Raw genomic sequence first — 23,444 nt, forward strand, 5'->3', positions numbered from 1 at the left:
CTGTCACTGCTCCTGGAGGCGCTGCTGTGGCTGCTGGGTCGGGGGGAAGTCTGCGGTATCGGTGGTGTGCACGGCGAGTGTGCGGTCCGGATTCAGCCGTACGACGATGTGCCGGCGCCATGCCGTGTCGTCGCGGTCGGCGTGGTCCTCGCGCCAGTGGCAGCCGCGCGTCTCCTCGCGCAGGCGGGCCGCGGCGACCAGGACGCGGGCGACGCACAGGAGGTTGGTGGCCTCCCAGGTGTCGACGCCGGGCTCGGCGGTCTTGCCGTTCTCGTCAAGGGCGTCGCGGGCTTCGGTGTGCAGCTGCTGGAGCTGGTCGGCGGCCTTGGCGAGGGAGTCGGCCGAGCGCAGGACGCCCGCGCCGTCGGTCATGATCCGCTGGATCGCGAACCGGGCCTCCGGGGCGAGGAGCGGGTGCGCGGGCTTCTCCGGGCGGTCGACGGGTTCGGGCACGCGCGCGTGGAGGCCGTCGTCCGCGTGGGCCGCCGCGATGTCGGCGGCGATGCGCTCGGCGTAGACGAGGCCTTCCAGGAGGGAGTTGGAGGCGAGCCGGTTGGCGCCGTGCACGCCGGTGCAGGCGACCTCGCCGCACGCGTACAGACCCGGGACGGTCGTACGGCCCCGGGAGTCGGTGCGCACGCCGCCGGAGGCGTAGTGGGCGGCCGGGGCGATCGGGATGGGGTCGGTGACCGGGTCGATGCCGTGGGCGCGACAGGCGGCGAGGATGGTCGGGAAGCGGTGCTCCCACATGTCGGCGCCGAAGTGCCGGGCGTCGAGGAACATGTGCTCGGCGTCCCGCTCCTGCATACGGCGCATGATGCCCTTGGCGACGATGTCCCGGGGCGCGAGCTCGGCCAGTTCGTGCTGCCCCACCATGAAGCGCACCCCGTCGGCGTCGACCAGGTGCGCGCCCTCGCCGCGCACGGCCTCGGAGACCAGGGGCTGCTGGCCCTCGGCGTCCGGGCCGAGGAACAGCACGGTCGGGTGGAACTGCACGAACTCCAGGTCGCTGACCTCGGCGCCCGCGCGCAGGGCGAGCGCCACGCCGTCGCCGGTGGAGACCGACGGGTTGGTGGTCGCCGAGAAGACCTGGCCCATGCCGCCGGTCGCGAGCACGACCGCGGGGGCGTGCACGGCGCCCACGCCGTCGTGCTGGCCCTCGCCCATCACGTGCAGGCTCACGCCCGCCGTACGGCCGTCGGCGTCCGTCAGCAGGTCCAGCACGAGCGCGTTCTCGATCGTGCGCAGCCCACGCGCGCGTACCGCCTCGACGAGCGCCCGGGAGATCTCCGCGCCGGTCGCGTCTCCGCCGGCGTGCGCGATACGGCGGCGGTGGTGACCGCCCTCGCGTGTCAGCGCCAGGTCGCCGGCCTCGGACTCGTCGAAGTGCGCGCCGGTCGCGATGAGACGGCGTACGGCGTCGGGGCCCTCCGTGACGAGGATCCGTACGGCCTCCTCGTCGCACAGGCCCGCGCCGGCCACCAGGGTGTCGTCCAGGTGCTGTTCGGGGGTGTCGCCCTCGCCGAGGGCCGCGGCGACGCCGCCCTGCGCCCAGCGGGTGGAGCCGTCGTCGAGACGGGCCTTGGTGACGACGACCGTGTTCAGGCCGGCGGCCTCGCAGCGCAGGGCCGCGGTCAGGCCGGCGACCCCGGAGCCGACGACCACCACGTCGGCGGAGATGGCCCAGCCCGGTGCGGGCGCGTGCAGTCGTATGCCTGTGCTGGTCACGAGGCGGCTCCGAAGGTTTTCCCGAAGGTGAGAGGGAGGTTGTCGATCAGCCGGGTCGTCCCGACCCGGGCGGCGACGGCGAGGACGGCCTCGCCGGTGAAGTCGTCCCCGATCTCGGTGAAGTCGGCGGGGTCGACGAGGGCGAGGTAGTCCAGTTCGAGCGGCGGCGACAGACGCGCGGCGTCGTCGAGGACCAGCCGGGCGGCCGCGCGGACGGCGGACGGGGCGCCGTAGGAGGTGCCCCGCGCGGCGTCCGCACCCGGGGCGGTGGCGGAGGACGGGAGGGACTTCGCGACGGCGTGCGCGTCGGCCGCGGCGCGGGACTCCCCTATGGCGCTGAGGGCTTCGGCACGCGCGTGCGTGGCGGGCACCTCGCGTGCGCGGGCGCGCAGCGCCTCCTGCGCCGCGTGCCGGTCGCGGCCCGCGAACAGCGCGCGGGACAGCGTGAGCGCCGTGCGCCGCTCGGCGGGCGACAGGTAGCGGTTGCGGCTGGACAGGGCGAGGCCGTCCTCCTCGCGCACCGTGGGCACGCCGACGATCTCGACGCCGAAGTTCAGGTCGCGCACCATGCGGCGGATCAGGGCGAGCTGCTGGGCGTCCTTCTGGCCGTACAGGGCGACGTCGGGGCGGGTGAGGTGCAGCAGCTTGGCGACGACGGTGAGCATGCCGTCGAAGTGGCCGGGGCGGGAGGCGCCCTCCAGGCGCTCCCCCATGGGGCCCGCGCTGATCCGCACCTGGGGCTCGCCGCCCGGGTAGACCTCGTCCACGGCGGGGGCGAACACTACGTCCGCGCCGGACTGTCCGGCGAGCTTCACGTCGGCGTCCAGGGTGCGCGGATAGCGGTCGAGGTCCTCGCCCTTGCCGAACTGCAGCGGGTTGACGAAGACGGTGACGACGACCTCGCCGTCCGTCCCGGCGATCTCGCGCGCGGTGCGGATCAGGGTGGCGTGGCCCTCGTGCAGGGCGCCCATGGTCATCACGACGACGCGGCGTCCGGCACGCGCGCGTGCGTGGAGTTCGGCCGCGGTGCTCAGCAGGGTGGTGGTCATCGGGCCTCTCCCTCGGCGCCGTTGGTCCCGTCGGCGAGTACACCGAGGAGGTCCTCGGCGAGTTCCGGCTTCAGCAGCCCGTGGGCGAGCGCCCGGTCGGCGGTCGCGCGGGCCATCGCCAGGTAGCCGGCGACGGCCTGCGGGGCGTGCCGGCGCAGCTCCTCGACGTGCGCGGCGACCGTGCCCGCGTCCCCGCGCGCGACCGGGCCGGTCAGGGCCGCGTCACCGGAGCGCAGGGCGTTGTCGAGGGCGGCGCCGAGCAGCGGGCCGAGCATCCGGTCGGGCGCCTCGACACCGGCCGCGCGCAGCAGCTCCATCGACTGGGCGACCAGCGTGACCAGGTGGTTGGCGCCCAGCGCGAGGGCCGCGTGGTAGAGCGGGCGCATCTCCTCGGCGATCCACTCCGGCTCGCCGCCCATCTCGATCACCAGGGCCTCGGCGGCCAGCCGCAGCTCGTCGGGCGCGGTGACCCCGAAGGAGCAGCCGGCCAGCCGCTGGACGTCCACGGGCGTGCCGGTGAAGGTCATGGCGGGGTGCAGGGCCAGCGGAAGCGCGCCCGCGCGCAGGGCGGGATCGAGGACCTTGGCGCCGTACCGCCCGGAGGTGTGCACGAGCAGCTGGCCCGGTCGTACGGCCCCGGTCTCGGCGAGACCCTCGACCAGTCCGGGCAGGGTGTCGTCCGGGACCGTGAGCAGGACCAGGTCGGCGCGCTCCAGCACCTCGGCGGGCGGGACGAGCGGCACGTCGGGGAGCAGCTGCGCGGCCCGCCTGCGGGAGGCGGTGGAGACCCCGGAGACGGCCACCGGGCGGTGCCCGGCGAGCTGGAGGGACGCGGCCAGCGCGGGGCCCACACGGCCGGCGCCGACGACGCCGACGGTGAGCCGCGCGGGGCGGTCCCTGGGGTCTGGCTGTTGGCTTGTACTCACGCGACGGTGGCCTTCCCGTTCCAGTCCGCTCCGGGTACCGGACGATTTCTCGTCATGTTAACGCTATCCGTCCGAGGGGCGGCCGGTCGTCCACAGGCTGTGGGTTACCGCACACCGCGCCCGTCCCGGCGAGGGCCCGTGGAAATCCGGGTGCCGCGCGGATTCCGGGCGGGCATGATCCCGGCCATGAGCGATGCGGCGGAGCAGACGGAACGTCCGGAGGAGCCGGTGACCGACGAGGAGCGGCGCAGGCGCCGGCGCGAACGGCGCATCAGCGCGTACCGGGGCGCCAAGCATGTGCTCGCGCGCCCCGGATTCCTGGGCACGCTCCGCGAGCGTCTGGCGCTGCTGGACGGCCTCGACGACGTCTACGACCTGGACGAGCCGGCGGACATCTACGGCGACGGGGTCGTCGAGGCCCTGGAGCGGAAGGTCGCCGAACTGCTCGGCACCGAGGCCGCCGCGTTCTTCCCGACGGGCACGATGGCCCAGCAGGTGGCCCTGCGCTGCTGGGCGGGCCGCACCGGCAACCCCGCCGTCGCCCTGCACGCCCTCGCCCACCCCGAGGTGCACGAGCGGGACGCGTTCAGCCAGGTCAGCGGTCTGCGTCCGGTCCGCGTGACGAGCGAGCCCCGGCTGCCGAGAGCCGACGAGGTACGCGAGCTCGCGGAGCCCTTCGGCACGCTGATGCTCGAACTGCCCCTCAGGGACGCCGGTTTCGTGCTGCCCTCCTGGGAGGAGCTCACCGAGGTGGTGGAGGCGGCGCGCGAGCGCGACGCGGTGGTGCACTTCGACGGCGCGCGCCTGTGGGAGTCCACCGTCCACTTCGGCCGCCCCCTGGACGAGATCGCGGGCCTGGCGGACAGCGTCTACGTGTCGTTCTACAAGTCCCTCGGCGGCCTCGGCGGAGCCGCGCTCGCCGGTCCGAGGACGCTGACCGACGAGGCGAAGATCTGGCGCCACCGGTACGGCGGCCAGGTCTTCCAGCAGTTCCCGACGGCCCTGTCCGCGCTCGCCGGCCTGGAGCGGGAACTTCCCCGGCTGCCCGATTACGTCGCCCACGCGCGCGTGGTGGCCGAGGCGCTGCGCGAGGGTTTCGCGGCGGCCGGGGTGCCGTGGGCGCGCGTCCACCCGGAACGGCCGCACACGCACGACTTCCAGGTCTGGCTGCCCTACGACGTCGACGTCGTCTCGGAGGCGGCGATCCGGCAGGGCGAGGAGACGGGCACGCTGCTGTTCGCCGACTCCTGGGACGAGAAGGGCCCGGGCCTGTCGGTCACCGAGGTCGGGGTACGCGCCGCCGGCCTGGAGTGGACGACCGACGACGTGAAGGCAGCCGTCGGGGAATTCACCGCCCGCCTGCCCGGTCCACCCGGGGCACCGTGACGGGCCCCCGACTGACGTGAAGGCAGCCGTCGCGGAATTCACCGCCCGCCTACCCGGGACGCCGGGGCACAGCGACGGACCCCCGACTGACGGAAAGGCTGCCGTCGCGGAGTCCACCGCCCCCTGCCCGGGACGCCAGGGCACCGTGACGGCTCTCGACTCTCGTGACGGCAGCCGTCGCGGAGTTCGCCGCCCGCCTACCCGGAGCGCCCAGGGCACAGCGACGGACCCCCGACCGACGGAAAGGCAGCCGTCGCGGAGTCCACCGCCCCCTGCCCGGGACGCCAGGGCACCGTGACAGGCCACGATTGACGTGAGCGACCGACGGAAAGGCAGCCGTCGCGGAGTCCACCGCCCCCTGCCCGGGACGCCGGGGCACGGTGACGGCTCTCGACTCTCGTGACGGCAGCCGTTGCGGAGTTCGCCGCCTGTCTATGCGGGGCGCCTGGGGCGCAGTAACGAGCCCTCCGCTGTCGTGACGGCGGCTGGCGCGGAGTGCGTCGCTGTCTGCCAGGGGCCCAGTGTCCCGGGGCGGGCCCTCGATTGACGGGCGTCGTCAATCGGCGACGGCCTTGTCAGTGGTGGGGTGCACCATGAGGGCATGAGCGTGCGGATCGACATCGCGGGGCTGCGGCCGGAGAGGGTCGCCGTCGTGCCCTCCCCGTTGGCCGAGCTCGGCATGGCGCTGCACACGCTGTCCGAGCCGGGCCACCACCCGGGCCTGCAGGGCTGGGTGACGGGCGTCACGGCCGGCCTGGATCCGCATCTGGCCGACCGGATGTGCGAGGCGGACTTCCTGTGGACGACGACGTTCTCGGACCTGTTCCTGCCGTACGCGGGCATCCCCGGCGGTACCGCCCTGCCCGGGCCCACGCTCGCCGAGGAACTGGACCTGCTGGACAAGCTCACGGACGAGCAGTTCGTCGACGCCGCGCTGGAGTTCAGCTGCGCGACGTCCTACGGCGTCGGGCCCGGCTGGCTCGTCGACGCCGAGCTGGCCCGGCGCGCCCTGGAGCTGGCCGCCGCGCGGGGTCCGCGCCAGCAGCGGTTCACCGAGCTGCTGCTGTCCGACCCGCCCGGAATCAGGGCCTGGTTGCGTCAGTTCCTCGAGGACTGCGACGAGGCGTTCTTCGCCGAGACCTGGTCCCGGCTGCGCCACCAGCTCACCGCGGACGCCCGCCACAAGACCGACCTGCTGCGCCGCAAGGGCCTCGCGGAGGCGCTGACCGCCGTGTCGCCGGCCGTCACGCTCGACGAGGGCGGCGAGCGGATCACGGTCGACAAGCTGAGCGTGGGGCGCACGGCCACCGAGGACGGCACCCTGCTGCTCGTCCCGACCTGCCTCGGCCGGCCCCATCTGTCCGTCCTGTACCGGCCCGGCTGGCAGCCGGTGCTGCACTACCCGGTCGGCTCCCCGGAGCTCGCCGCCCCGCCCTCGGTCGAGCAGCTCGCCCTGCGGATGACCGCACTGTCCCACCCCGTACGGATGCGGATCTGCCGCTATCTGGCCCGCAGCGCCTACACCACCAGCGAGCTGGCCCAGGCGCACGGCATGACGGCCCCGGAGATATCCCGTCACCTGGGCGTGCTGAAGAAGGCGGGTCTGATCACCACGCGCCGCCGGGGCCGTTATGTGCAGCACCAGTTGGACATAGCGGTCGTGGCCCGGCTGGGCAGCGACTTCCTGGAGGGCGTCCTGCGCTGAGCGGCCGGCTCAGTCGAACCGGATGTGCCGGATCCCCACGCCCGCCTGCCGGAGCCGTGTCCGCAGCGCTCCCTCGTTGTTGGGCCGCAGCGTCAGTCCGGCGAGCACGGCGATACGGTCCGCCGTCTTCGGCACGGTCGAGTGGTCGGTCCACAGGTGCTCGGCGAACTCCGGCTCCCGCAGTCGCTCCAGACAGTGGTCGAGCTGTCGTACCGCCCAGGTCTCCCTGCCCAGGCCGGCGTTCTTGCCGCCGACGTACTGAAGGAGGTGCCCGAAGCCGCGCTCCCGCAGCCGCTTCAGGACAGTCTCGCGCTGGGCGAGGAGGGCGAAGTGCCGTACGTCGTGGCCGAGTTCGCGCAGCCGGCCCACCGTCTCGGCGAAGTGGCCCGGGTCCGTGACCGTCATGGGCGCGATCACCACGCCGTCGTGCTTGGTCAGCGCCAGGTCGAGCACCTCGACCACGCCCTGCCGCCAGGCGGTCAGGTCCTGGAAGTCGCCCCGCAGTTCGGGCGGCAGCATCCGGCGCAGACCGAAGCCGGCGTGCTCGGGGTCGCAGATCACGCTGCCCCGCAGGCGCCGCTGGAGCTCGTGCGCGGTCTGCGTCTTGCCGCCCCCGAAGGGGCCGTTGATCCACAGGAGCATGCGCAGACCCTAGGGGGCGGCGGTTACGCGGGCGTCACGCGTGCGTGGATCAGCCGTGCCCGCCCGCGCGCACCAGCCCCGTCTCGTACGCGAGGACCACCACCTGCACGCGGTCCCTCAGGCCCAGCTTGGTCAGGATGCGCCCCACGTGGGTCTTCACGGTCGCCTCGGAGAGCACCAGGCGGGCCGCGATCTCGCCGTTGGACAGGCCCTGCGCGACCAGCACCATGACCTCGCGCTCGCGGTCGGTGAGCCGCTCCAGTTCCTTGTGCTGGGGCTCCTTCCCGGCGTTCGGCAGCATCGGCGCGAACCGGTCGAGCAGCCGGCGCGTGGTCGACGGCGCGACCACCGCGTCACCGCTGTGCACGGAGCGGATGGCGGCGAGGAGTTCGCCGGGCGGCACGTCCTTGAGCATGAAGCCGGACGCGCCCGCCTTGAGCCCGGAGAAGGCGTACTCGTCGAGGTCGAAGGTGGTCAGGATCAGCACCTTCGGCGGGTCCGGCTCCGAGCAGACGCGGCGGGTCGTCTCCACGCCGTCCAGCTTGGGCATGCGGACGTCCATGAGGACGACGTCCACGGCCGTCGAGCGCAGCACCTGAAGGGCCTCGACGCCGTCCCCCGCCTCCGCGACGACCTCCATGTCCGGCTGTGCGGCGAGCACCATCCGGAACCCGGTGCGCAGCAGCACCTGGTCGTCGACGAGCATCACGCGGATCGTCATCGAAGCCTCTTCCGTGTCCGTCTTCAGCAGTGTTACAGGTGTCAACAGGGGGCGTGCGAAAACGTCAGTGCGCCGGTTTGAGCGGCAGCAGGGCACTGATGCGGAATCCTCCGCCCGGGCGCGGGCCGGCGTCCAGGGTTCCACCGACCATCCCGACCCGCTCGCGCATCCCGATCAAGCCGTGGCCCTGTCCGTCGGCGCCGCCCTCCTCGTACAGCTCGTGCGGGGCGCCCTTGCCGTCGTCCTCGACGAGCAGCCCGAGCCCGTCGTCGAAGTAGACCAGCCGCACGCTCGCGCCCGCGTTGGGCCCGCCGTGCTTGCGGGTGTTGGTCAGCGCCTCCTGCACGATGCGGTACGCCGTCAGCTCGACGCCGCTGGGCAGCGGACGCGGGGTGCCCTCGACCTTGAAGTCGACCGGCAGACCGGAGGTGCGGCACTGCTCGACCAGCTCGTCGATCTGCTCGACGTCGGGCTGCGGGACGTACTCGCCGACCTCCTTGTGCTCACCGGTGCGCAGCACGCCCAGCAGGCGGCGCATCTCGGCGAGGGCCTGGCGGCCCGTGGAGGAGATCGTCTCCAGCGCCTTCTTGGCCTGGTCGGGGGCGGCGTCGAGGACGTAGGCGGCGCCGTCGGCCTGCACCACCATCACCGACACGTTGTGCGCGACCACGTCGTGCAGCTCGCGTGCGATCCGGGCGCGTTCGGCCGCGACCGCGACCTTGGCCTGCGCCTCGCGCTCCTTCTCCAGCCGGGCGGCGCGCTCCTCCAGCTGCGCGAAGTACGCACGCCGCGTGCGGATCGAGTCGCCCAGCACCCAGGCCAGCGCGAACGGCACCGTCTGGAAGATCACGATCGCCACATGGCCGAGGGTGCTGGAGTGCTCGACCGGCCAGCGGAACTCCGCGAAGGTCGCGGCCGACAGCCCCACGGCCAGGGCGAGCCGGGAGGCCCAGCGGGCGCCCATCACGGCCACGGTGTAGACGATCACCAGCATGGCGAAGTCGGCGACCTGCGTCGCCACGTCCAGCGCGAGCTGCGCCACGCCGAGGGCGATCATCAGCAGCAGCATCTTCTCCGGCATGCGCCGGCGCAGCGCGATCGCCAGGCACAGCAGCAGCGCGATCGGAACGATCAGGGCCGGTGACCCGGTGCCCGGGGTGTCCCGATGGCCGGCTCCACTCGCCAGAGAGACGCCGAACAGGAAGACGGCCCAGAAGGAGTCGACCCCGGTCGGGTGTCTGCGGAGGAAGTCATAGAGGCGCTGCACGTAACCCAGCGTAGGGAAGCGGGATGCGTGCAGGGGTCAACCGGAGGGTCGATCCGCATCCGCCGCGCGTACTCCCCAAGGTGGAGGCTGTGTTCCTCGGTGCGCCTAGCCTGGCCCGGTGACGAAAGATACGGCAGAGGAGTGGCGCGGCTGGCGGGCGGCGACGCAGGCGGCCCTGTACGGGCCCGGCGGCTTCTATCGCCGCCCCGAGGGCCCCGCCGGACACTTCCGTACGTCCGTGCACGCGTCGCCGCTGTTCGCGGAGGCCGTGGCCCGGCTGCTGTGCCGCGTCGACGAGGCCCTGGGCCGGCCCGCCCGTCTCGACTTCGTCGACATGGCGGCGGGGCGCGGCGAGCTGGTCACCGGTGTCCTGGCCGCGCTGCCCGCGGACGTGCTGCCACGCGTGCGTGCCTGCGCCGTCGAACTCGCCGACCGCCCCTCCGGCCTCGACGACCGCGTCGAATGGCTCCCCGAGGCGCCCCGGGGCCGCACCGGGCTGCTCTTCGCCAACGAGTGGCTCGACAACGTTCCGCTGGACGTCGCCGAGGTGGACGAGGACGGCGTACCGCGCACGGTTCTGGTGCGACAGGACGGCACGGAGCGTCTCGGCGACCCGGTCGGCGGCGACGAGGCGGACTGGCTCGCGCGCTGGTGGCCGCTGCCGGGAGAGGAAGGCCTGCGGGCCGAGATCGGCCTGCCGCGCGACGAGGCGTGGGCGGGTGCGGTGGCGGCGCTCGACCGGGGGCTCGCGGTCGCCGTGGACTACGCGCACACCCGGGAGACGCGCCCCCTGTTCGGCACCCTCACGGGCTTCCGCGCGGGGCGGGAAACGGCGCCCGTACCCGACGGGAAGCACGACGTCACGGCTCATGTGGCGCTGGACGCGTGCGCGGCGCGCTCCGCGGCGCTCGCTGGGCGACAGGGGCGCGTTCTGCGGCAGCGCGACGCTCTGCGCGCCTTGGGCATCGTCGGCTCACGCCCCCCGCTCGCACTCGCTTCCGCACAACCCGCCGCCTACGTGCGCGCCCTCGCGAGCGCCGGTGAGGCCGCGGAACTCACCGCGCCCGGCGGCCTCGGCGACTTCGGGTGGCTGCTCCAGCCGGTCGGAACGGCGGACCCGCTCGACGTCACGGACAAGCCCGAAAACACGGACGCGCCCGAAACCCCCGTGTGACCTACTTGTCGATGTCCCCGACCACGAAGAACAGCGACCCGAGGATCGCCACCATGTCCGCCACCAGTGTCCCCGGCAGCAGCTCCACGAGTGCCTGGATGTTGTTGTAGGACGCCGAGCGCAGCTTCAGCCGGTACGGCGTCTTCTCGCCCTTGCTGACGAGGTAGTAGCCGTTGATGCCGAGCGGGTTCTCGGTCCAGGCGTAGGTGTGGCCCTCGGGCGCCTTGAGGACCTTGGGGAGCCGCTGGTTGATCGGGCCGGGCGGCAGGTCGGCCAGGCGGTCGAGGCAGGCGTCGGCGAGGTCGAGGGCGTTGTGCGTCTGCTCCAGGAGCACCTCGAAGCGGGCGAGACAGTCGCCCTCCTGCCGGGTGACGACCTTCAGGACGTCCTGCAGCTCCCCGTACGCGAGATAGGGCTCGTCGCGCCGCAGGTCGAAGTCGACGCCCGAGGCACGCGCGATCGGCCCGCTGACGCCGTACGCGTGCACGGTCCCGGGTGCCAGCGCGCCCACGTCCCGGGTGCGCCCCCGGAAGATCTCGTTGCCGAGGACCAGGTCGTCGAACCGGTCCATGCGCGAGCGCACCCCCGCGACGGCGGCACGCGCGCGTGCGGCCCAGCCGGCCGGCAGGTCCTCCTTGAGACCGCCGACACGGTTGAACATGTAGTGCATACGACCGCCGGAGATCTCCTCCATGACGTTCTGGAGGACCTCCCGCTCCCGGAACGCGTAGAAGACCGGTGTGATCCCGCCGAGTTCCAGGGGATAGGAGCCGAGGAACATCAGGTGGTTGAGCACCCGGTTGAGCTCGGCGAGCAGCGTGCGCGTCCACACCGCGCGCGTGGGGACCTCCATGCCGAGCATGCGCTCGACGGCGAGGACGACTCCCAGCTCGTTCGAGAAGGCCGACAGCCAGTCGTGGCGGTTGGCGAGCATGATGATCTGGCGGTAGTCGCGCGCCTCGAAGAGCTTCTCCGCGCCGCGGTGCATGTACCCGATCACCGGCTCCGCGCGCATGATGCGCTCGCCGTCCAGCACCAGCTTCAGCCGCAGTACGCCGTGCGTGGACGGGTGCTGCGGTCCGATATTGAGCACCATGTCGGTGCTCTCCGCGGCGCCGCCGATACCGACCATGGTCTCCGTCGTAGGAGTCATGAACACAGTCTCTCCTACGTACGCTGGCCGTATGGAGACGGGGAGCCCGCGGGGCGCGGGCACAAGGGCGGACGGGGCGGGGGAGCCGGAGTGGACCGGGCTGCCGCCCGGGCTGCTGCGGATGCGGCGGCTGCTGCTGGTGGTGTGGCTGGGGCTGATCGCGCTGGCGGTCGGTCTGCTGCTCGGTCTGCTCGTCGGGCCCGCCTGGGCGGCCTTCGCGCTGGTGCCGCTCGCGCTCATCGCCTGGGGCTGGGTGCTGCTGGGCCGCAACTGGCGCTCCTGGCGGTACGCCGAGCGCGCCGACGACCTGCTGATCAGCCGGGGCGTGCTGTGGCGCGAGGAGACCGTCGTGCCGTACGGGCGCATGCAGCTGGTCGAGGTGACCTCCGGGCCCGTCGAGCGGCACTTCGGTCTGGCCAGCGTGCAGCTGCACACCGCGGCCGCGGCGACCGACGCCACCATCCCGGGTCTCGACCCGGCCGAGGCGGAACGGCTGCGCGACCGGCTCACCGAGCTCGGCGAGGCCCGATCGGCGGGTCTGTGACGGCGCCGGGCGTCGACGACGCCGTACGCGCGCGGCAACCCGTCACCGAGCGGCGGCTGCATCCCGTGACGCCCCTCAGGCGGGCGTGGGCGCCGGTGGCCGTGCTCATCGGGTGGGCCGTGCACGACCCGGACCAGGCGCAGCGCCAGCTGACCCGCCTGACCACCACGACCCTGCTGATCGCACTCGCCGTCCTCATACCGGCCGCCGCCCTGTACGGCTTCCTCAGCTGGTGGTTCACGCACTTCGCGGTGACGGACAGCGAACTGCGCGTCCGTACCGGCCTGTTGTTCCGCCGCACCGCGCACATCCGGCTCGAGCGGATCCAGGCCGTGGACGTCACCCAGCCGCTCCTCGCGCGCGTGGCGGGCGTCGCCAAGCTGAAACTCGACGTCATAGGCACGGCCAAGAAGGACGAACTCGCCTTCCTCGGGGAGCGCGAGGCGCGTGCGCTGCGCGCGGAACTGCTCGCGCGCGCCGCCGGGTTCGCCCCCGAGACGGCGCACGAGGTCGGAGAGGCTCCGGCGCGCGAGATCCTGCACACGCCCCCGCTCCACCTCGCGCTGTCCCTCGTGCTGACGGGCGCCACCTGGGGCGCCCTCGCCGCCGCCCTCGTCGTACCGCCCCTGCTGTGGCTGGCCACCCACAGCGTGTGGACGGTCCTCGCCACCGCCCTGCCCCTGCTGGGCGCGGCCGGAGCGAGCAGTGTGGGCCGCTTCGTCAGCGAGTACGACTGGACGGTGGGCGAGTCCCCGGACGGACTGCGCATCGACCACGGCCTGCTCGACCGCACGCACGAGACCGTGCCGCCCGGGCGCGTGCAGACCGTACGGATCGTCGAACCGCTGCTGTGGCGGCGGCTGGGCTGGGTGCGGGTGGAGCTGGACGTGGCCGGTTCGTCCAACTCCGTGCTGGTGCCGGTCGCTCCGCGCGAGGTCGCCGAGTCCGTCGTAGCGCGCGTGCTGCCGGGGGTGACCGTGCCGGCGTCCGCCGCGCTGTCCCGCCCGCCTCGACGGGCCGGTCGGTGCCTGCCGCTGTGGTGGCGCGGATACGGACTCGTCGTCAGCGAGGGGGTGTTCGCGGCCCGGCACGGGCTGCTGCGCCGCCGGCTGGCGCTCGTTCCGCACGCGAAGGTGCAGAGCGTTCGGCTGGTCCAGGGGCCGTGGAAGCGGCTGTGGCGGCTCGCCGACGTCCACGTGGACACGGGGGCCAACAAGACCGTCACGGCCCGGCTGAGGGATGCCAGGGAGGCGGCGGAGCTGCTGCGCGCTCAGGCGGAACGGTCCCGCACGGGCCGCCGGGACGCACCACCGGACCGCTGGATGGCCCAGTAGGCGGTCCGTCCGGCACCGTGGTCCGGCACCCGACCTCAACAAACGGCACCGCGCAGACACCCGCCCTCACGACCGCGTTTCGCGCAGGCGCCCGGCTGCGGACCGCGTACCGCGCAAGCCCCCGGCCGCAGGACCGCGCGCCGCGCAAGACGGCACCACGCCAGCGCCCGGACTCAGGACCGCGTACCCCGCAAGCACCCGGCTACAGAAGACGGCGCCACGCAAGCACCCGACTCAGCAAACGGCACCGCGCAGAAACCCGCCCTCAGGACCGCGTTCCGTGCAGGCGCCCGGCTGCAGGACCGCGTGCCGCGCAAGCACCGGGGCTGAGTGCCTGCGCCCAGCAAGCACCCGGCCGCAGAAAACGGCGCCACGCAAGCACCCGCCCACACGACCGCCTACCGCGCGCAAGCACTGCCCTCAGGACCGCGTACCCCGCAAGCACCCGGCCGCAGAAGACGGCGCCACGCAAGCACCCGGCCACACGACCGCCTACCGCGCGCAAGCACCTGCCCTCAGGACCGCGTACCCCGCAAGCACCCGGCCGCAGAAGAGAGCGCCACACAAGCACCCGCCCACACGACCGCGCACCGCGCAAGCCCCCGGCCGCACAAGACGGCACCGCGCCAGCGCCCGGACTCAGGACCGCGCGCCGTGCGAACACCCCGCCTCAGGAGACCGCGCTGCGCAGGCCCTGCAGGTCGATCCGCTCCGTCTCGTCGTGCGCGGTCAGGTCGATCACCTGGCCGACACCCCGCGCGTCCTCGTCGGCCGGCTTGAACTGCGCCTCGGCCTCGGCCTTGTGCACGGCGAGCGCCTCCTGGCCGACCACGTCGGCCAGGTCCTCGTTCTGCACGGCGTCCAGGGCGGCAGGCGCCGTCTCCTGCTTCGTTCCGAAGAAGTCGAACCCGCCCTCGACCGCCGGGCGCCGCGCGGGCGTCGCCGGTACGACGGCCACCGCGGTCGGCGCCACGAAGTGCCCGGAGGGCTGCTGTACGGGCTGCGCGGAGCGGGTGGGCTCCGCCGGCGTGGTGGCGGCCGCGTGCTCATGCCCGTCGACCGCCACGGGCTGCCCCTGCGCCTCGTCCTCCTGAGCCGCGGCCTCGGTGCCGTCGGCGGGGGCGGCGCCCTCCTCGGCGGGGGTGGCGGCGGAGTCCTCGGCCGTCGCGGTCCGCACCTTCACGGGCTCGCCCTTCGGGGAGCCGTCGCCCTTCGACGGGCCGTCCCCCTTGGGCGACCCGCCGCCCTTCGGGGAGTCGTCGTCCTCGGGCGCGGCTTCATCCTGCTCCGCAGCATCGGCCTCGTCCTGCGCGGCGACCACTGACTCGGCCTCGGCGTCGGCGTCCGTCTCCTCCGCCACCTCGGCCTCGACGTCGTCGGCAACGTCCTCCTGCGCGGGACCGTCACCGTCGTCGAACTTCTTCAGCGCCTCCTTGGCCCGCAGGAACAGCTGGGAGCCCTCCGGGGAGAAGACCCCGGCGGTCCGCGCCTTCTCGTCCGTGCCGTCCTCGCCCTGAGCCGAGGCAGCCACAACCTCGGTCTCCGTAGCCGCCACGGGCGGCAGCGCGTGCGTGTCGGGAGCCGCGGCCTCTATCTCGAGCAGACGGCGGCCCTCCAGGGCGCTCGCCCGCTCGGTCTCCGCGGTCGCGTACCGCCGCAGCAGCGCCGCGTGCTCGTTGCGCAGGCCCGCCAGCTCCGCGCGCTTGGCCCGCAGCCGCTGCTCCAGCTTGGCGCGCAGCTCGCGCGACTCCTCGAGGTCCGTCTCCAGTTCGGCGACCCGCTCCTCGTGCCGCCACTCGTCGCTCGCACGCGCGCGCGTGAGGTCGGCGACCTGCTTGCCGGCCTGTGCGTCCCAGCGGCGCATGACGGCCGCCCCGATCACGGCCGTGGCGGCGGCGAACGCGGCTATGACGCGGAGCGCGGCGGGCTCCGAGAACACCCAGGGACCGAAGGCGCAGACAAGGGAGACGCCTGCGATCGCCGACGGAGGCAGCAGCCTGTGCAAAGGCGGGGAATGGCGGTGACGTCCACGTGGCATGGCCAGAAACTTACCGCGCGTAGGCGAGCGTTGGCGCCCCGCCCCGTAAAAACACAGCCATAACGAAACGTTCACAGCGCATCAGGAATTGCGGCCCGTCGAATTCGCAAGATCATTTCCTGTCGGAACCCTGGTCACCGGTCACTCAGCCGCCCGCTGATCCACTGCAGCGTCGCCGGAATCTCCCGCCGCCAGGTGTTGAAGTTGTGCCCCCCGCTGTCGAGGATGATCGAGGAGATCCGGGTCAGGTTCGTGGCCTGAACTCGCTCTATGAACTTCAGCGTCGACTTGTAGTTGGATTCCCCGGTCCGGCTGCTGGTGACGAGCAGTGAGGTGTCCGGGGCGGGCAGGTGTTTGAGGCACCACCACAGGTCGGCGCGGTTGCGCAGCCCTTTGTCGCCGTGGAAGAGATCGCCCGTGGTCGGGTCGACCGGCGCCTTGTAGTACGGCGAAAGGCCCGCGCCCGCCGCGTAGGAGCCGGGGTGGTGCATGGCGAGTTTCAGTGCGCAGTAGCCGCCCGTGGAGTCGCCGATGATGCCCCAGCTCCCGGGCTTCCTGCCCACCCTGTAGTGCGCGAGCACGGCGTCGGGGAGGTCCTTGGCGAAGAACGTCTCCGTCTGCGGGCCGCCCGGGATGTCCACGCACTCGGTGTCCCGCGGCGGTGCGACGGTGGGCCGCAGCATCACCAGGATCATCGGCTGCATACGGCCGTCCTTGGCGAGCTCCTGTGCCGTGCGCGGGTAGTGCAGCTTGTCCACGAGCGCCTGCGCGGTGCCCGGATATCCGGTCAGCACGACGGTCGCGGGGAACGTACGCGCGCGATAACGGGGCTGGAAGTACTCCGGCGGCAGATAGACGTACGCGGGCGTGGCGATGTGCGTCCTGCGGCCCACGATGTCGACCTTCTGGATCTCTCCGCCGGTCTGCGGCCGGGCACCGCCCGGGCCACGCACGCGTGCCGTGTCGATCACCTCCAGGGGACCGCCGGAGCCGCCGGGCGCGGTGTGGTTGACGACCACGCCCTGTTCCTTCTCCTGGCCGAACAGGTCCGCCCAGCTCGCGTAGAACCCGAAGGCCTGGTTGGCGGCGAGGCCCACCGACGCGAAGAGTGCCAGCTGGGTACCGAACAGCAGACCCACGCGACCGCTGACGGCCCGCCAGTTCCGCCGTGCCAGCCGTGGCCACAGCCACACCGTGCCGACGAACAGCAGCACGGCGAACAGGACCGCGAGCGCCAGCACCTTGTTGCTCGTAAGACCCATGACCTATCTTCCTGCCTGCGGGTTTTCCCCGGAGCACCACCCCTTCGCAAGGGCTTGTCCGGGACTTTTCCCGTCCTTTGGACCGGCTTTGAGGGGAGGAAGGAACCTCTCCCCCCGAGACACCGTCCTAGAGGGCGCAATGTCGCCGGATGCCCAGAACGGCACCGGGTCCAAGGTCTCTCGCAGAACTACGGGATGCGATGTCTGTCAGGACAGATGAGGAAATGTCGGGTGGGGTTCCCTCCCGCGTACGCAACACGCGGCGCGTACTGCGAGGTCCGCGCCCCGAGGCCGTACCGGTACTCGTCGCCAGAGCGTGCGCGCTGGTGGGCGTTCTGGACATCGCGGCGGGCGTCTTCCCGCGCTTCCGGCACAGCCGTATGCACAGCATGGCCGAGGTGCTCCCCGGGTCGTTCGGTCCCTTCGCGGCGGCCCTCTCGCTGAGCGCGGGCATCCTCCTGCTGCTGCTCGCGCACGGCCTGAGGCGCGGCAAGCGGCGGGCGTGGCGCGCGGCGGTGGCGCTGCTGCCGGCGGGCGCCGTGGCGCAGTTCACGTACCGCCACTCCCTGATCGGCGTGATCATCTCGGCGGCACTGCTCGCGCCGCTGCTGCGCCACCGCGACCAGTTCTCCGCGCTGCCCGACCCGCGCAGCAGGTGGCGCGCGCTCGCCAACTTCGTCCTCATGAGCGCCGGTTCCCTCGCCCTCGGCCTGGTCATCGTCAGCGTCCACCCGAACCGCATGGTCGGCGACCCGAGCCTGGCCGACCGCATCACCCACGTGCTGTACGGCCTGTTCGGCTTCGAGGGCCCGGTCGACTACCAGGGCAACACCTCCTGGACGGTGGGCTTCTCCCTCGGCGCCCTCGGACTGCTCACCGCGGTCACCACCATTTACCTGGCTTTCCGGCCGGAACACCCGGCGGCGCGCCTGACGGAGGAGGACGAGGCACGCCTGCGGGCGCTGCTGGACAAGCACGGCCGCCGCGACTCCCTCGGCCACTTCGCGCTGCGGCGCGACAAGGCCGTGGTCTTCTCGCCCAGCGGCAAGGCGGCGGTGACCTACCGCGTCGTGTCCGGTGTGATGCTCGCCAGCGGCGACCCCATCGGCGACGTCGAGGCCTGGCCGGGCGCCATCGAGCGCTTCATGGACGAGGCACGCGCGCACTCCTGGACCCCGGCCGTCATGGGCTGCTCGGAGACGGGAGGCGAGGTGTGGACCCGCGAGACCGGCCTGGACGCCCTGGAACTGGGCGACGAGGCGGTGGTGGACGTGGCGGATTTCTCCCTCGCCGGCCGAGCGATGCGCAACGTGCGCCAGATGGTCAAGCGCATCGAGCGCGCCGGTTACGAGACCCGGGTACGACGTGTCCGTGACCTCGGCGACGCCGAACTGGAGCGCATCCGGCAGGCCGCCGAGGACTGGCGCGGCACGGACACCGAGCGCGGCTTCTCCATGGCCCTGGGCCGGATCGGCGACGCCTCCGACGGCGACTGCCTGATCGCCACCGCCCACAAGGCCGACCCCGAGCCCGGCCCCTACGGCGACCTGAAGGCGATCCTGCACTTCGTGCCCTGGGGCACGGACGGCGCCTCCCTCGACCTGATGCGCCGCGACCGCTCGGCCGACCCCGGCATGAACGAACTGCTCATCGTCGCCGCCCTCCAGGCGGCACCGAAGTTCGGCATCACCCGTGTCTCGCTGAACTTCGCGATGTTCCGCTCCGCCCTCGCGCGGGGCGAGAAGATCGGCGCGGGCCCCGTGCTGCGCGCCTGGCGCGGACTGCTGGTGTTCCTCTCCCGCTGGTTCCAGATCGAGTCCCTGTACAAGTTCAACGCCAAGTTCCAGCCCCGCTGGGAGCCGCGCTTCGTCGTCTACCGGGCCTCCGCGGACCTGCCGCGCATCGGTCTCGCCGCGATGCAGGCCGAGGGCTTCGTCAACCTGGCCCTGCCGCTGCCGCGCTTCCTGCGCCGCCGCCAGAAGCCCGCACGCGCGTGTGCCCACACCGTGCCGGAGAGGGACGCCCGAGCCCGAGTCGCGTGACGTCCCGGTTCACGTGTGCGATGCCGGCCCGGCCGGAGAGCCGCCCCGTCCCCGGGGCCTCCGGCCGGGCCGCGGCGTCTTCGGGCCCGTTGCGGGGCCTACGCTGAACATATGAGCAAGCAGAGCGGACGCGGGCGCGTCGCGGGCCTTCCGCAGTGGGAGCGCTGCGCGGTCATGGGAGTCGTGAACGTCACACCGGATTCCTTCTCCGACGGCGGCCGCTTCTTCGACACCACGGCCGCCGTCAAGCACGGCCTGGAGCTGGTCGCCGAGGGCGCGGACCTGGTCGACGTCGGCGGCGAGTCCACCCGCCCCGGCGCCACCCGCGTCGATGCCGCCGAGGAGCTCAGGCGTGTCGTCCCCGTCGTGCGCGGCCTCGCCTCCGAGGGCGTCACGGTCTCCGTCGACACCATGCGCGCGTCCGTCGCCGAGCAGGCCCTCGCCGCGGGCGCGGCCCTCGTCAACGACGTCAGCGGCGGCCTCGCCGACCCCGCGATGATCCCCGTCGTCGCCTCCTCGGGCGCCCCGTTCGTCGTCATGCACTGGCGGGGCTTCCTGGAGGGCGGCAACGTCAGGGGCGTGTACGAGGACGTCGTCGCCGAGGTCGTCGACGAACTCCACGCGCGCGTGGACGCCGTCCTCGCCGGCGGCATCGCGCCCGACCGGATCGTCGTCGACCCCGGTCTCGGCTTCTCCAAGGACGCCGAGCACGACCTCGTGCTGCTGGCCCACCTCGACCGTCTGCTCGGTCTCGGCCGCCCCCTGCTCGTCGCCGCCTCCCGCAAGCGGTTCCTGGGACGCGTGCTCGCCGGCCCGGAGGGCGCGCCCCCGCCCGCGCGCGAGCGCGACGCCGCCACGGCCGCCGTCTCCGCGCTCGCCGCACAGGCCGGCGCGTGGGCGGTCCGCGTGCACGAGGTCCGCGCGACAGCGGACGCGGTACGGGTCGCCCACGCCGTGGAACAGGCGCGCGGGACGGAGAACGCGCCGGGCGCCGCCCCTACGCCCGGGGAGCGAGACGCGGAGCGCACGCCGGGCGCCGACACCGCACGCGAGGCGCACGGCATGGAGTGCGTGCCGGGCGCTCACACCGCACCCCCCGAGCACCCCACCCCCCACACGGCCGGCGCCCACGCCGAAAAGCGCGCCCCCTCCCCCGGTCAAGCGCCGCCCCCGCCCGGCGCGCGCGGCCCCCACGGCTCAGAAGGAGCCCGGTGAGCGCCCCCCACACCGATGTCGAGCAGGTGGAGGCGGCCAACACCGCGTTCTACGAGGCACTGGAACGCGGTGACTTCGAGGAGGTGTCCTCACTCTGGCTGACCCCCGCCGACCTGGGCGTCGACGAGGAGTACCACGACCCGGCGGACACCGGCGTGGTGTCCTGCGTGCACCCGGGCTGGCCCGTGCTGACCGGTCGCGGCGAGGTCCTGAGGTCGTACGCGCTGATCATGGCGAGCACCGACTACATCCAGTTCTTCCTGACCGACGTGCATGTCTCGGTCACCGGCGACACCGCCCTGGTCACCTGCACCGAGAACATCCTCAGCGGCGGCCCGGCCCCCCGGGGCGACGAGGAGCTGGGCCCTCTGGTGGGCCAGCTGGTGGTCGCGACCAACGTCTTCCGCCGCACCCCCGACGGCTGGAAGCTGTGGTCCCACCATGCCTCCCCCGTTCTGGCCGAAAACGACGAGGCCGAGGACGAGGACACCCCGTCCTGACGGGGTAGTCGCCCGGTGAGGACATCCGCGGGCCGAGACCGTCCGCCGGCGCCCGGAACACCCACCGGGAGCAAGAAGTGGTTGGAATCACGACGGCCGGGTAAGGGCGGCTACCAACCCGTGAGCCACCGGGTTCCCCAAGGGGAAACAGACGATGAAACCTCCTGGCCCCGGCTCGGGCCCGCGGGCCCGTGGCCCGGCCCTGTCAGTGCCCGCGGGTAGATTCGTTCGAGGCCGGTGTGCCGCCCGCACACGGCGGTGACCGGCCTTCACCGACGACTGCAGGAGTGATTCGCGTGGATCGTGTCGCGCTGCGCGGCCTGAGGGCCCGTGGGCATCACGGGGTGTTCCCCGAGGAGCGCGAGGAGGGCCAGACCTTCGTCGTGGACCTCGTCCTCGGCCTCGACACCCGTCCGGCCGCGGCCGACGACGACCTGGCGAAGACCGTGCACTACGGCATCGTGGCGGAGGAGGTCGTGGCCGTCGTCGAGGGCGAGCCCGTCAACCTCATCGAGACGCTCGCCGAGCGCATCGCCCAGACCTGTCTGAAGCACGAGGGAGTCCAGGAGGTCGAGGTCCGCGTCCACAAGCCGGACGCGCCGATCACCGTCCCCTTCGACGACGTGACCGTCACCATCACCCGGAGCCGAGTATGACCGCGTTCTTCACCGAGGGGCACAGCGACCCGACCGTACAGCCGGTACCCGCCTCCGTGGTGCGACAGGTGGACGCCGCCGACACGACCCTGCACAACCCGAAACGGGCCGTGATCTCCCTCGGCGCCAACCTCGGCAACCGCCTGGAGACCCTCCAGGGCGCCATCGACGCCCTCGAGGACACCCCCGGCGTCCGCGTGAAGGCCGTGTCGCCGGTGTACGAGACGGAGCCGTGGGGCGTGGAGACCGGCAGCCAGCCGGCGTACTTCAACGCGGTGATCCTGCTGAAGACCACCCTGCCCCCGTCCTCGCTGCTGGAGCGGGCGCACGCGGTCGAGGAGGCCTTCCACCGGGTCCGGGACGAGCGCTGGGGCGCCCGCACCCTCGACGTCGACATCGTCGCGTACGCCGACGTCGTCGACGACGACCCGCAGCTCACCCTCCCCCACCCGCGCGCCCACGAACGGGCCTTCGTCCTCGCTCCCTGGTACGACCTGGAGCCCGAGGCGCAGTTGCCGGGCCGGGGCGCGGTCGCCGATCTCCTCGGCGCCGTCACCCGCGACGGGGTGACGCCCCGCAAGGACCTGGAACTCCACCTGCCCGAGTAGTCGTTAAGGTCAGGGCGAGAGGTCACCACGACCACCGTCGGCGGGACGATCCCGCGACCCGGGGGAGCTGAAGGGACACCGTGAGAGAGCTGCGCATCAGGGTGCTGGCCGGAGTGTTTTTCGTGGCCGGAGTCCTGTCCTGGGCGGGCGCCCGCCTGTGGAACTCGATCGGTACCCTGCCGAGCGTCCCGCTGGCCGCCCCCATCGTGCTCGCGCTGATCGCCGTGGTCCTCACGGCCACGGCGCTCTCGATCCGCGGCCGGCTCAAGGCCCAGCGCGAGCGTGATCCCGAGGCGAAGGGCGTGGACCCCCTGATGGCGGCCCGCGCGGTCGTCTTCGGCCAGTCCAGCGCCCTGGTCGCCGCCCTGGTCGCCGGGATGTACGGCGGCACGGGCGTCTTCCTCCTTGAGCTCCTCGACATCCCGGCCCGCCGCGACCAGGCGATCTACGCCGGCTTCTCGGTGGTGGCGGGCATCGCGGTCATAGCGGCGGCCATCTTTCTGGAGCGTGTCTGCAAGCTCCCGGACGACGACGAGAACAACAACGGCGCGGCCTCGACGGCCTGACTGACGTGCACGCCGTTACCAGGCCTGACGGACGAGGTGTCCGTTGACCAGAAAGCCTGGGCGGGGGTCAAGGCGATAGCTGTAGAGGGTGAAGGGCCTGTCCTTGGTTGTGCGCCGCCGTACCTCGTGGACCGGGGTCCACATGGACTCCCTGAGCTGCAGCGAGTGCCGCTCGCGCTGGAAGGTACCGCGTGAAGGCCGGCTGTCAGCTCACACGAGGAAAACGCTGCCGCATGTGGTGCGCGTCCCCGCCCACGTACTGCCTCAGCAGGTCAGTGTGCCAGTATCAGGCTCATTGCCTCGGCACGGGTCGTGGCGTCCCGAAGCTGACCACGTACCGCCGACGTCGTGGTCTTGGCACCCGGCTTGCGGATCCCGCGCACCGACATGCACATATGCTCGGCCTCGATAACGACGATCACGCCTCGGGCCTCGAGGATCCGCATGAGGGAGTCGGCGATCTGCGTGGTGAGTCGTTCCTGCACCTGCAGACGGCGGGCAAACACCTCAACCAACCGTGCGAGCTTCGACAGGCCCGTAATCTTGCCGCTTTCGGCCGGAACGTATCCCACGTGAGCCACGCCATGGAACGGCAGCATGTGGTGTTCGCACAAACTTACGATTTCGATATCCTTGACCAGGACCATCTCGTCGTGCCCAAGGTCGAACGTGGTGGTCAGGACATCCTCGGGCTCCTGACTCTGCCCCGCCAAGAGCTCCCGGTACGCCCGCGCCACCCGCGCCGGTGTCTCCCGCAGCCCCTCGCGGTCCGGGTCCTCGCCGACCGCGATGAGGAGTTCGCGCACGGCGTTCTCGGCCCGCTTCTCGTCGAACTCGCCGATCGTGCCCTCGCCGTCCAGCGTCACGGGGTCGGTCATGTGCGGTGCCTCGTTCCTGTGCGGGTCACGCGTGTAGGCCACGCGCCTCA

At 72.7% G+C, this 23,444-nt stretch carries 20 protein-coding genes and 1 pseudogene; 11 read left to right on the forward strand and 10 right to left on the reverse strand.

Features of this window, described 5'->3' with window-relative positions:
* Positions 1 to 3: 3 nt before the first annotated feature.
* The 3 genes from MKW14_RS24995 to MKW14_RS25005 are packed head-to-tail and all read right to left on the reverse strand — an operon-like array spanning position 4 to position 3,703.
* Positions 4 to 1,728: an L-aspartate oxidase gene (locus tag MKW14_RS24995; RefSeq protein WP_240865471.1), complete on the reverse strand. Its 1,725-nt coding sequence runs from the start codon at positions 1,726 to 1,728 to the stop codon at positions 4 to 6.
* Positions 1,725 to 2,777, reverse strand: coding sequence for a pantoate--beta-alanine ligase (gene panC / locus MKW14_RS25000; protein WP_240865472.1), 1,053 nt, complete (start codon positions 2,775 to 2,777; stop codon positions 1,725 to 1,727). The genes MKW14_RS24995 and panC overlap by 4 nt, the downstream gene beginning before the upstream one ends.
* On the reverse strand, positions 2,774 to 3,703 hold the full coding sequence (locus tag MKW14_RS25005) for a Rossmann-like and DUF2520 domain-containing protein (protein ID WP_240865473.1): 930 nt from the start codon (positions 3,701 to 3,703) through the stop codon (positions 2,774 to 2,776). Before MKW14_RS25005 ends, panC begins: the two co-directional genes overlap by 4 nt.
* A gap of 186 nt (positions 3,704 to 3,889) precedes the next feature.
* Between MKW14_RS25005 and MKW14_RS25010 the strand changes: the two genes are divergently transcribed.
* Together MKW14_RS25010 and MKW14_RS25015 are read left to right on the forward strand one after the other, a co-directional pair.
* The gene (locus MKW14_RS25010) at positions 3,890 to 5,089 is read left to right on the forward strand and encodes a threonine aldolase family protein (protein WP_240865474.1); all 1,200 of its coding nucleotides are present in this window, start codon (positions 3,890 to 3,892) and stop codon (positions 5,087 to 5,089) included.
* Positions 5,090 to 5,690: 601 nt separating this feature from the next.
* The gene (locus tag MKW14_RS25015; RefSeq protein ID WP_240865475.1) at positions 5,691 to 6,794 is read left to right on the forward strand and encodes a DUF5937 family protein; all 1,104 of its coding nucleotides are present in this window, start codon (positions 5,691 to 5,693) and stop codon (positions 6,792 to 6,794) included.
* 9 nt (positions 6,795 to 6,803) lie between these two features.
* Here MKW14_RS25015 and MKW14_RS25020 read toward each other — a convergent pair whose 3' ends face one another.
* The 3 genes from MKW14_RS25020 to MKW14_RS25030 form a co-directional block, all read right to left on the reverse strand.
* Entirely contained in the window at positions 6,804 to 7,436 is a 633-nt protein-coding gene (locus MKW14_RS25020) for an AAA family ATPase (protein WP_240865476.1), read from the reverse strand.
* Between the two features lie 49 nt (positions 7,437 to 7,485).
* Positions 7,486 to 8,157: a response regulator transcription factor gene (locus MKW14_RS25025; RefSeq protein WP_240865477.1), complete on the reverse strand. Its 672-nt coding sequence runs from the start codon at positions 8,155 to 8,157 to the stop codon at positions 7,486 to 7,488.
* 64 nt (positions 8,158 to 8,221) lie between these two features.
* On the reverse strand, positions 8,222 to 9,424 hold the full coding sequence (locus MKW14_RS25030) for a sensor histidine kinase (protein ID WP_240865478.1): 1,203 nt from the start codon (positions 9,422 to 9,424) through the stop codon (positions 8,222 to 8,224).
* Between the two features lie 118 nt (positions 9,425 to 9,542).
* On the opposite strand from MKW14_RS25030, the gene MKW14_RS25035 reads away from it, so the two are divergent.
* Positions 9,543 to 10,598 carry an SAM-dependent methyltransferase gene (locus MKW14_RS25035; RefSeq protein WP_240865479.1) on the forward strand — a complete coding sequence of 352 codons (1,056 nt, stop codon included), beginning with the start codon at positions 9,543 to 9,545 and terminating at the stop codon, positions 10,596 to 10,598.
* Position 10,599: 1 nt separating this feature from the next.
* On the opposite strand, the gene MKW14_RS25040 is transcribed toward MKW14_RS25035, so the two are convergent.
* A complete protein-coding gene (locus MKW14_RS25040; RefSeq protein WP_240865480.1) occupies positions 10,600 to 11,751 on the reverse strand; it encodes an NADH-quinone oxidoreductase subunit D in 1,152 nt (383 codons plus the stop codon).
* A gap of 31 nt (positions 11,752 to 11,782) precedes the next feature.
* On the opposite strand from MKW14_RS25040, the gene MKW14_RS25045 reads away from it, so the two are divergent.
* Together MKW14_RS25045 and MKW14_RS25050 are read left to right on the forward strand one after the other, a co-directional pair.
* On the forward strand, positions 11,783 to 12,295 hold the full coding sequence (locus MKW14_RS25045; protein ID WP_240865481.1) for a PH domain-containing protein: 513 nt from the start codon (positions 11,783 to 11,785) through the stop codon (positions 12,293 to 12,295).
* The gene (locus MKW14_RS25050) at positions 12,292 to 13,629 is read left to right on the forward strand and encodes a PH domain-containing protein (protein WP_240865483.1); all 1,338 of its coding nucleotides are present in this window, start codon (positions 12,292 to 12,294) and stop codon (positions 13,627 to 13,629) included. Before MKW14_RS25045 ends, MKW14_RS25050 begins: the two co-directional genes overlap by 4 nt.
* Positions 13,630 to 14,299: 670 nt before the next feature.
* On the opposite strand, the gene MKW14_RS25055 is transcribed toward MKW14_RS25050, so the two are convergent.
* Entirely contained in the window at positions 14,300 to 15,667 is a 1,368-nt protein-coding gene (locus tag MKW14_RS25055) for a hypothetical protein (RefSeq protein ID WP_240865484.1), read from the reverse strand.
* Between the two features lie 134 nt (positions 15,668 to 15,801).
* Positions 15,802 to 16,929, reverse strand: a complete 1,128-nt coding sequence (locus tag MKW14_RS25060) for an alpha/beta hydrolase (RefSeq protein ID WP_240865485.1) — start codon at positions 16,927 to 16,929, stop codon at positions 15,802 to 15,804.
* A gap of 224 nt (positions 16,930 to 17,153) precedes the next feature.
* Between MKW14_RS25060 and MKW14_RS25065 the strand changes: the two genes are divergently transcribed.
* The 6 genes and pseudogenes from MKW14_RS25065 to MKW14_RS25090 all read left to right on the forward strand — a co-directional run bounded on the left by MKW14_RS25065 (position 17,154) and on the right by MKW14_RS25090 (position 22,516).
* Positions 17,154 to 18,971: a phosphatidylglycerol lysyltransferase domain-containing protein gene (locus MKW14_RS25065; RefSeq protein ID WP_240865486.1), complete on the forward strand. Its 1,818-nt coding sequence runs from the start codon at positions 17,154 to 17,156 to the stop codon at positions 18,969 to 18,971.
* Between the two features lie 111 nt (positions 18,972 to 19,082).
* Positions 19,083 to 19,955 (forward strand): annotated as a pseudogene (folP, locus tag MKW14_RS25070) (dihydropteroate synthase); the annotation flags it as partial.
* Between the two features lie 227 nt (positions 19,956 to 20,182).
* Positions 20,183 to 20,686, forward strand: coding sequence for a nuclear transport factor 2 family protein (locus MKW14_RS25075; RefSeq protein WP_240865487.1), 504 nt, complete (start codon positions 20,183 to 20,185; stop codon positions 20,684 to 20,686).
* Positions 20,687 to 20,982: 296 nt separating this feature from the next.
* Positions 20,983 to 21,342, forward strand: coding sequence for a dihydroneopterin aldolase (gene folB / locus MKW14_RS25080; protein WP_240865488.1), 360 nt, complete (start codon positions 20,983 to 20,985; stop codon positions 21,340 to 21,342).
* Positions 21,339 to 21,950, forward strand: coding sequence for a 2-amino-4-hydroxy-6-hydroxymethyldihydropteridine diphosphokinase (gene folK, locus MKW14_RS25085; protein WP_240865489.1), 612 nt, complete (start codon positions 21,339 to 21,341; stop codon positions 21,948 to 21,950). Before folB ends, folK begins: the two co-directional genes overlap by 4 nt.
* 80 nt (positions 21,951 to 22,030) lie before the next feature.
* A complete protein-coding gene (locus MKW14_RS25090) occupies positions 22,031 to 22,516 on the forward strand; it encodes a DUF3180 domain-containing protein (RefSeq protein WP_240865492.1) in 486 nt (161 codons plus the stop codon).
* Between the two features lie 272 nt (positions 22,517 to 22,788).
* Here the strand turns inward: MKW14_RS25090 and folE are convergent, their stop codons facing one another.
* Complete coding sequence (folE, locus tag MKW14_RS25095; RefSeq protein WP_240865494.1) at positions 22,789 to 23,394, reverse strand: GTP cyclohydrolase I FolE; 606 nt, start codon at positions 23,392 to 23,394, stop codon at positions 22,789 to 22,791.
* Positions 23,395 to 23,444 lie beyond the last annotated feature (50 nt).

Origin of the sequence: Streptomyces gilvus (assembly GCF_022513565.1) — a bacterium.
Taxonomy (GTDB): Bacteria; Actinomycetota; Actinomycetes; order Streptomycetales; family Streptomycetaceae; genus Streptomyces; species Streptomyces gilvus.

Excerpts from the sequence above, each read along its gene's own strand:
- panC (WP_240865472.1), bottom strand. The coding sequence starts at position 2,777 with ATGACCACCACCCTGCTGAGCACCGCGGCCGAACTCCACGCACGCGCG.
- MKW14_RS25010 (WP_240865474.1), top strand. The coding sequence starts at position 3,890 with ATGAGCGATGCGGCGGAGCAGACGGAACGTCCGGAGGAGCCGGTGACC.
- MKW14_RS25015 (WP_240865475.1), top strand. The coding sequence starts at position 5,691 with ATGAGCGTGCGGATCGACATCGCGGGGCTGCGGCCGGAGAGGGTCGCC.
- MKW14_RS25020 (WP_240865476.1), bottom strand. The coding sequence starts at position 7,436 with ATGCTCCTGTGGATCAACGGCCCCTTCGGGGGCGGCAAGACGCAGACC.
- MKW14_RS25025 (WP_240865477.1), bottom strand. The coding sequence starts at position 8,157 with ATGACGATCCGCGTGATGCTCGTCGACGACCAGGTGCTGCTGCGCACC.
- MKW14_RS25040 (WP_240865480.1), bottom strand. The coding sequence starts at position 11,751 with ATGACTCCTACGACGGAGACCATGGTCGGTATCGGCGGCGCCGCGGAG.
- MKW14_RS25045 (WP_240865481.1), top strand. The coding sequence starts at position 11,783 with ATGGAGACGGGGAGCCCGCGGGGCGCGGGCACAAGGGCGGACGGGGCG.
- MKW14_RS25055 (WP_240865484.1), bottom strand. The coding sequence starts at position 15,667 with ATGCCACGTGGACGTCACCGCCATTCCCCGCCTTTGCACAGGCTGCTG.
- MKW14_RS25060 (WP_240865485.1), bottom strand. The coding sequence starts at position 16,929 with ATGGGTCTTACGAGCAACAAGGTGCTGGCGCTCGCGGTCCTGTTCGCC.
- MKW14_RS25065 (WP_240865486.1), top strand. The coding sequence starts at position 17,154 with ATGTCGGGTGGGGTTCCCTCCCGCGTACGCAACACGCGGCGCGTACTG.
- folK (WP_240865489.1), top strand. The coding sequence starts at position 21,339 with ATGACCGCGTTCTTCACCGAGGGGCACAGCGACCCGACCGTACAGCCG.
- folE (WP_240865494.1), bottom strand. The coding sequence starts at position 23,394 with ATGACCGACCCCGTGACGCTGGACGGCGAGGGCACGATCGGCGAGTTC.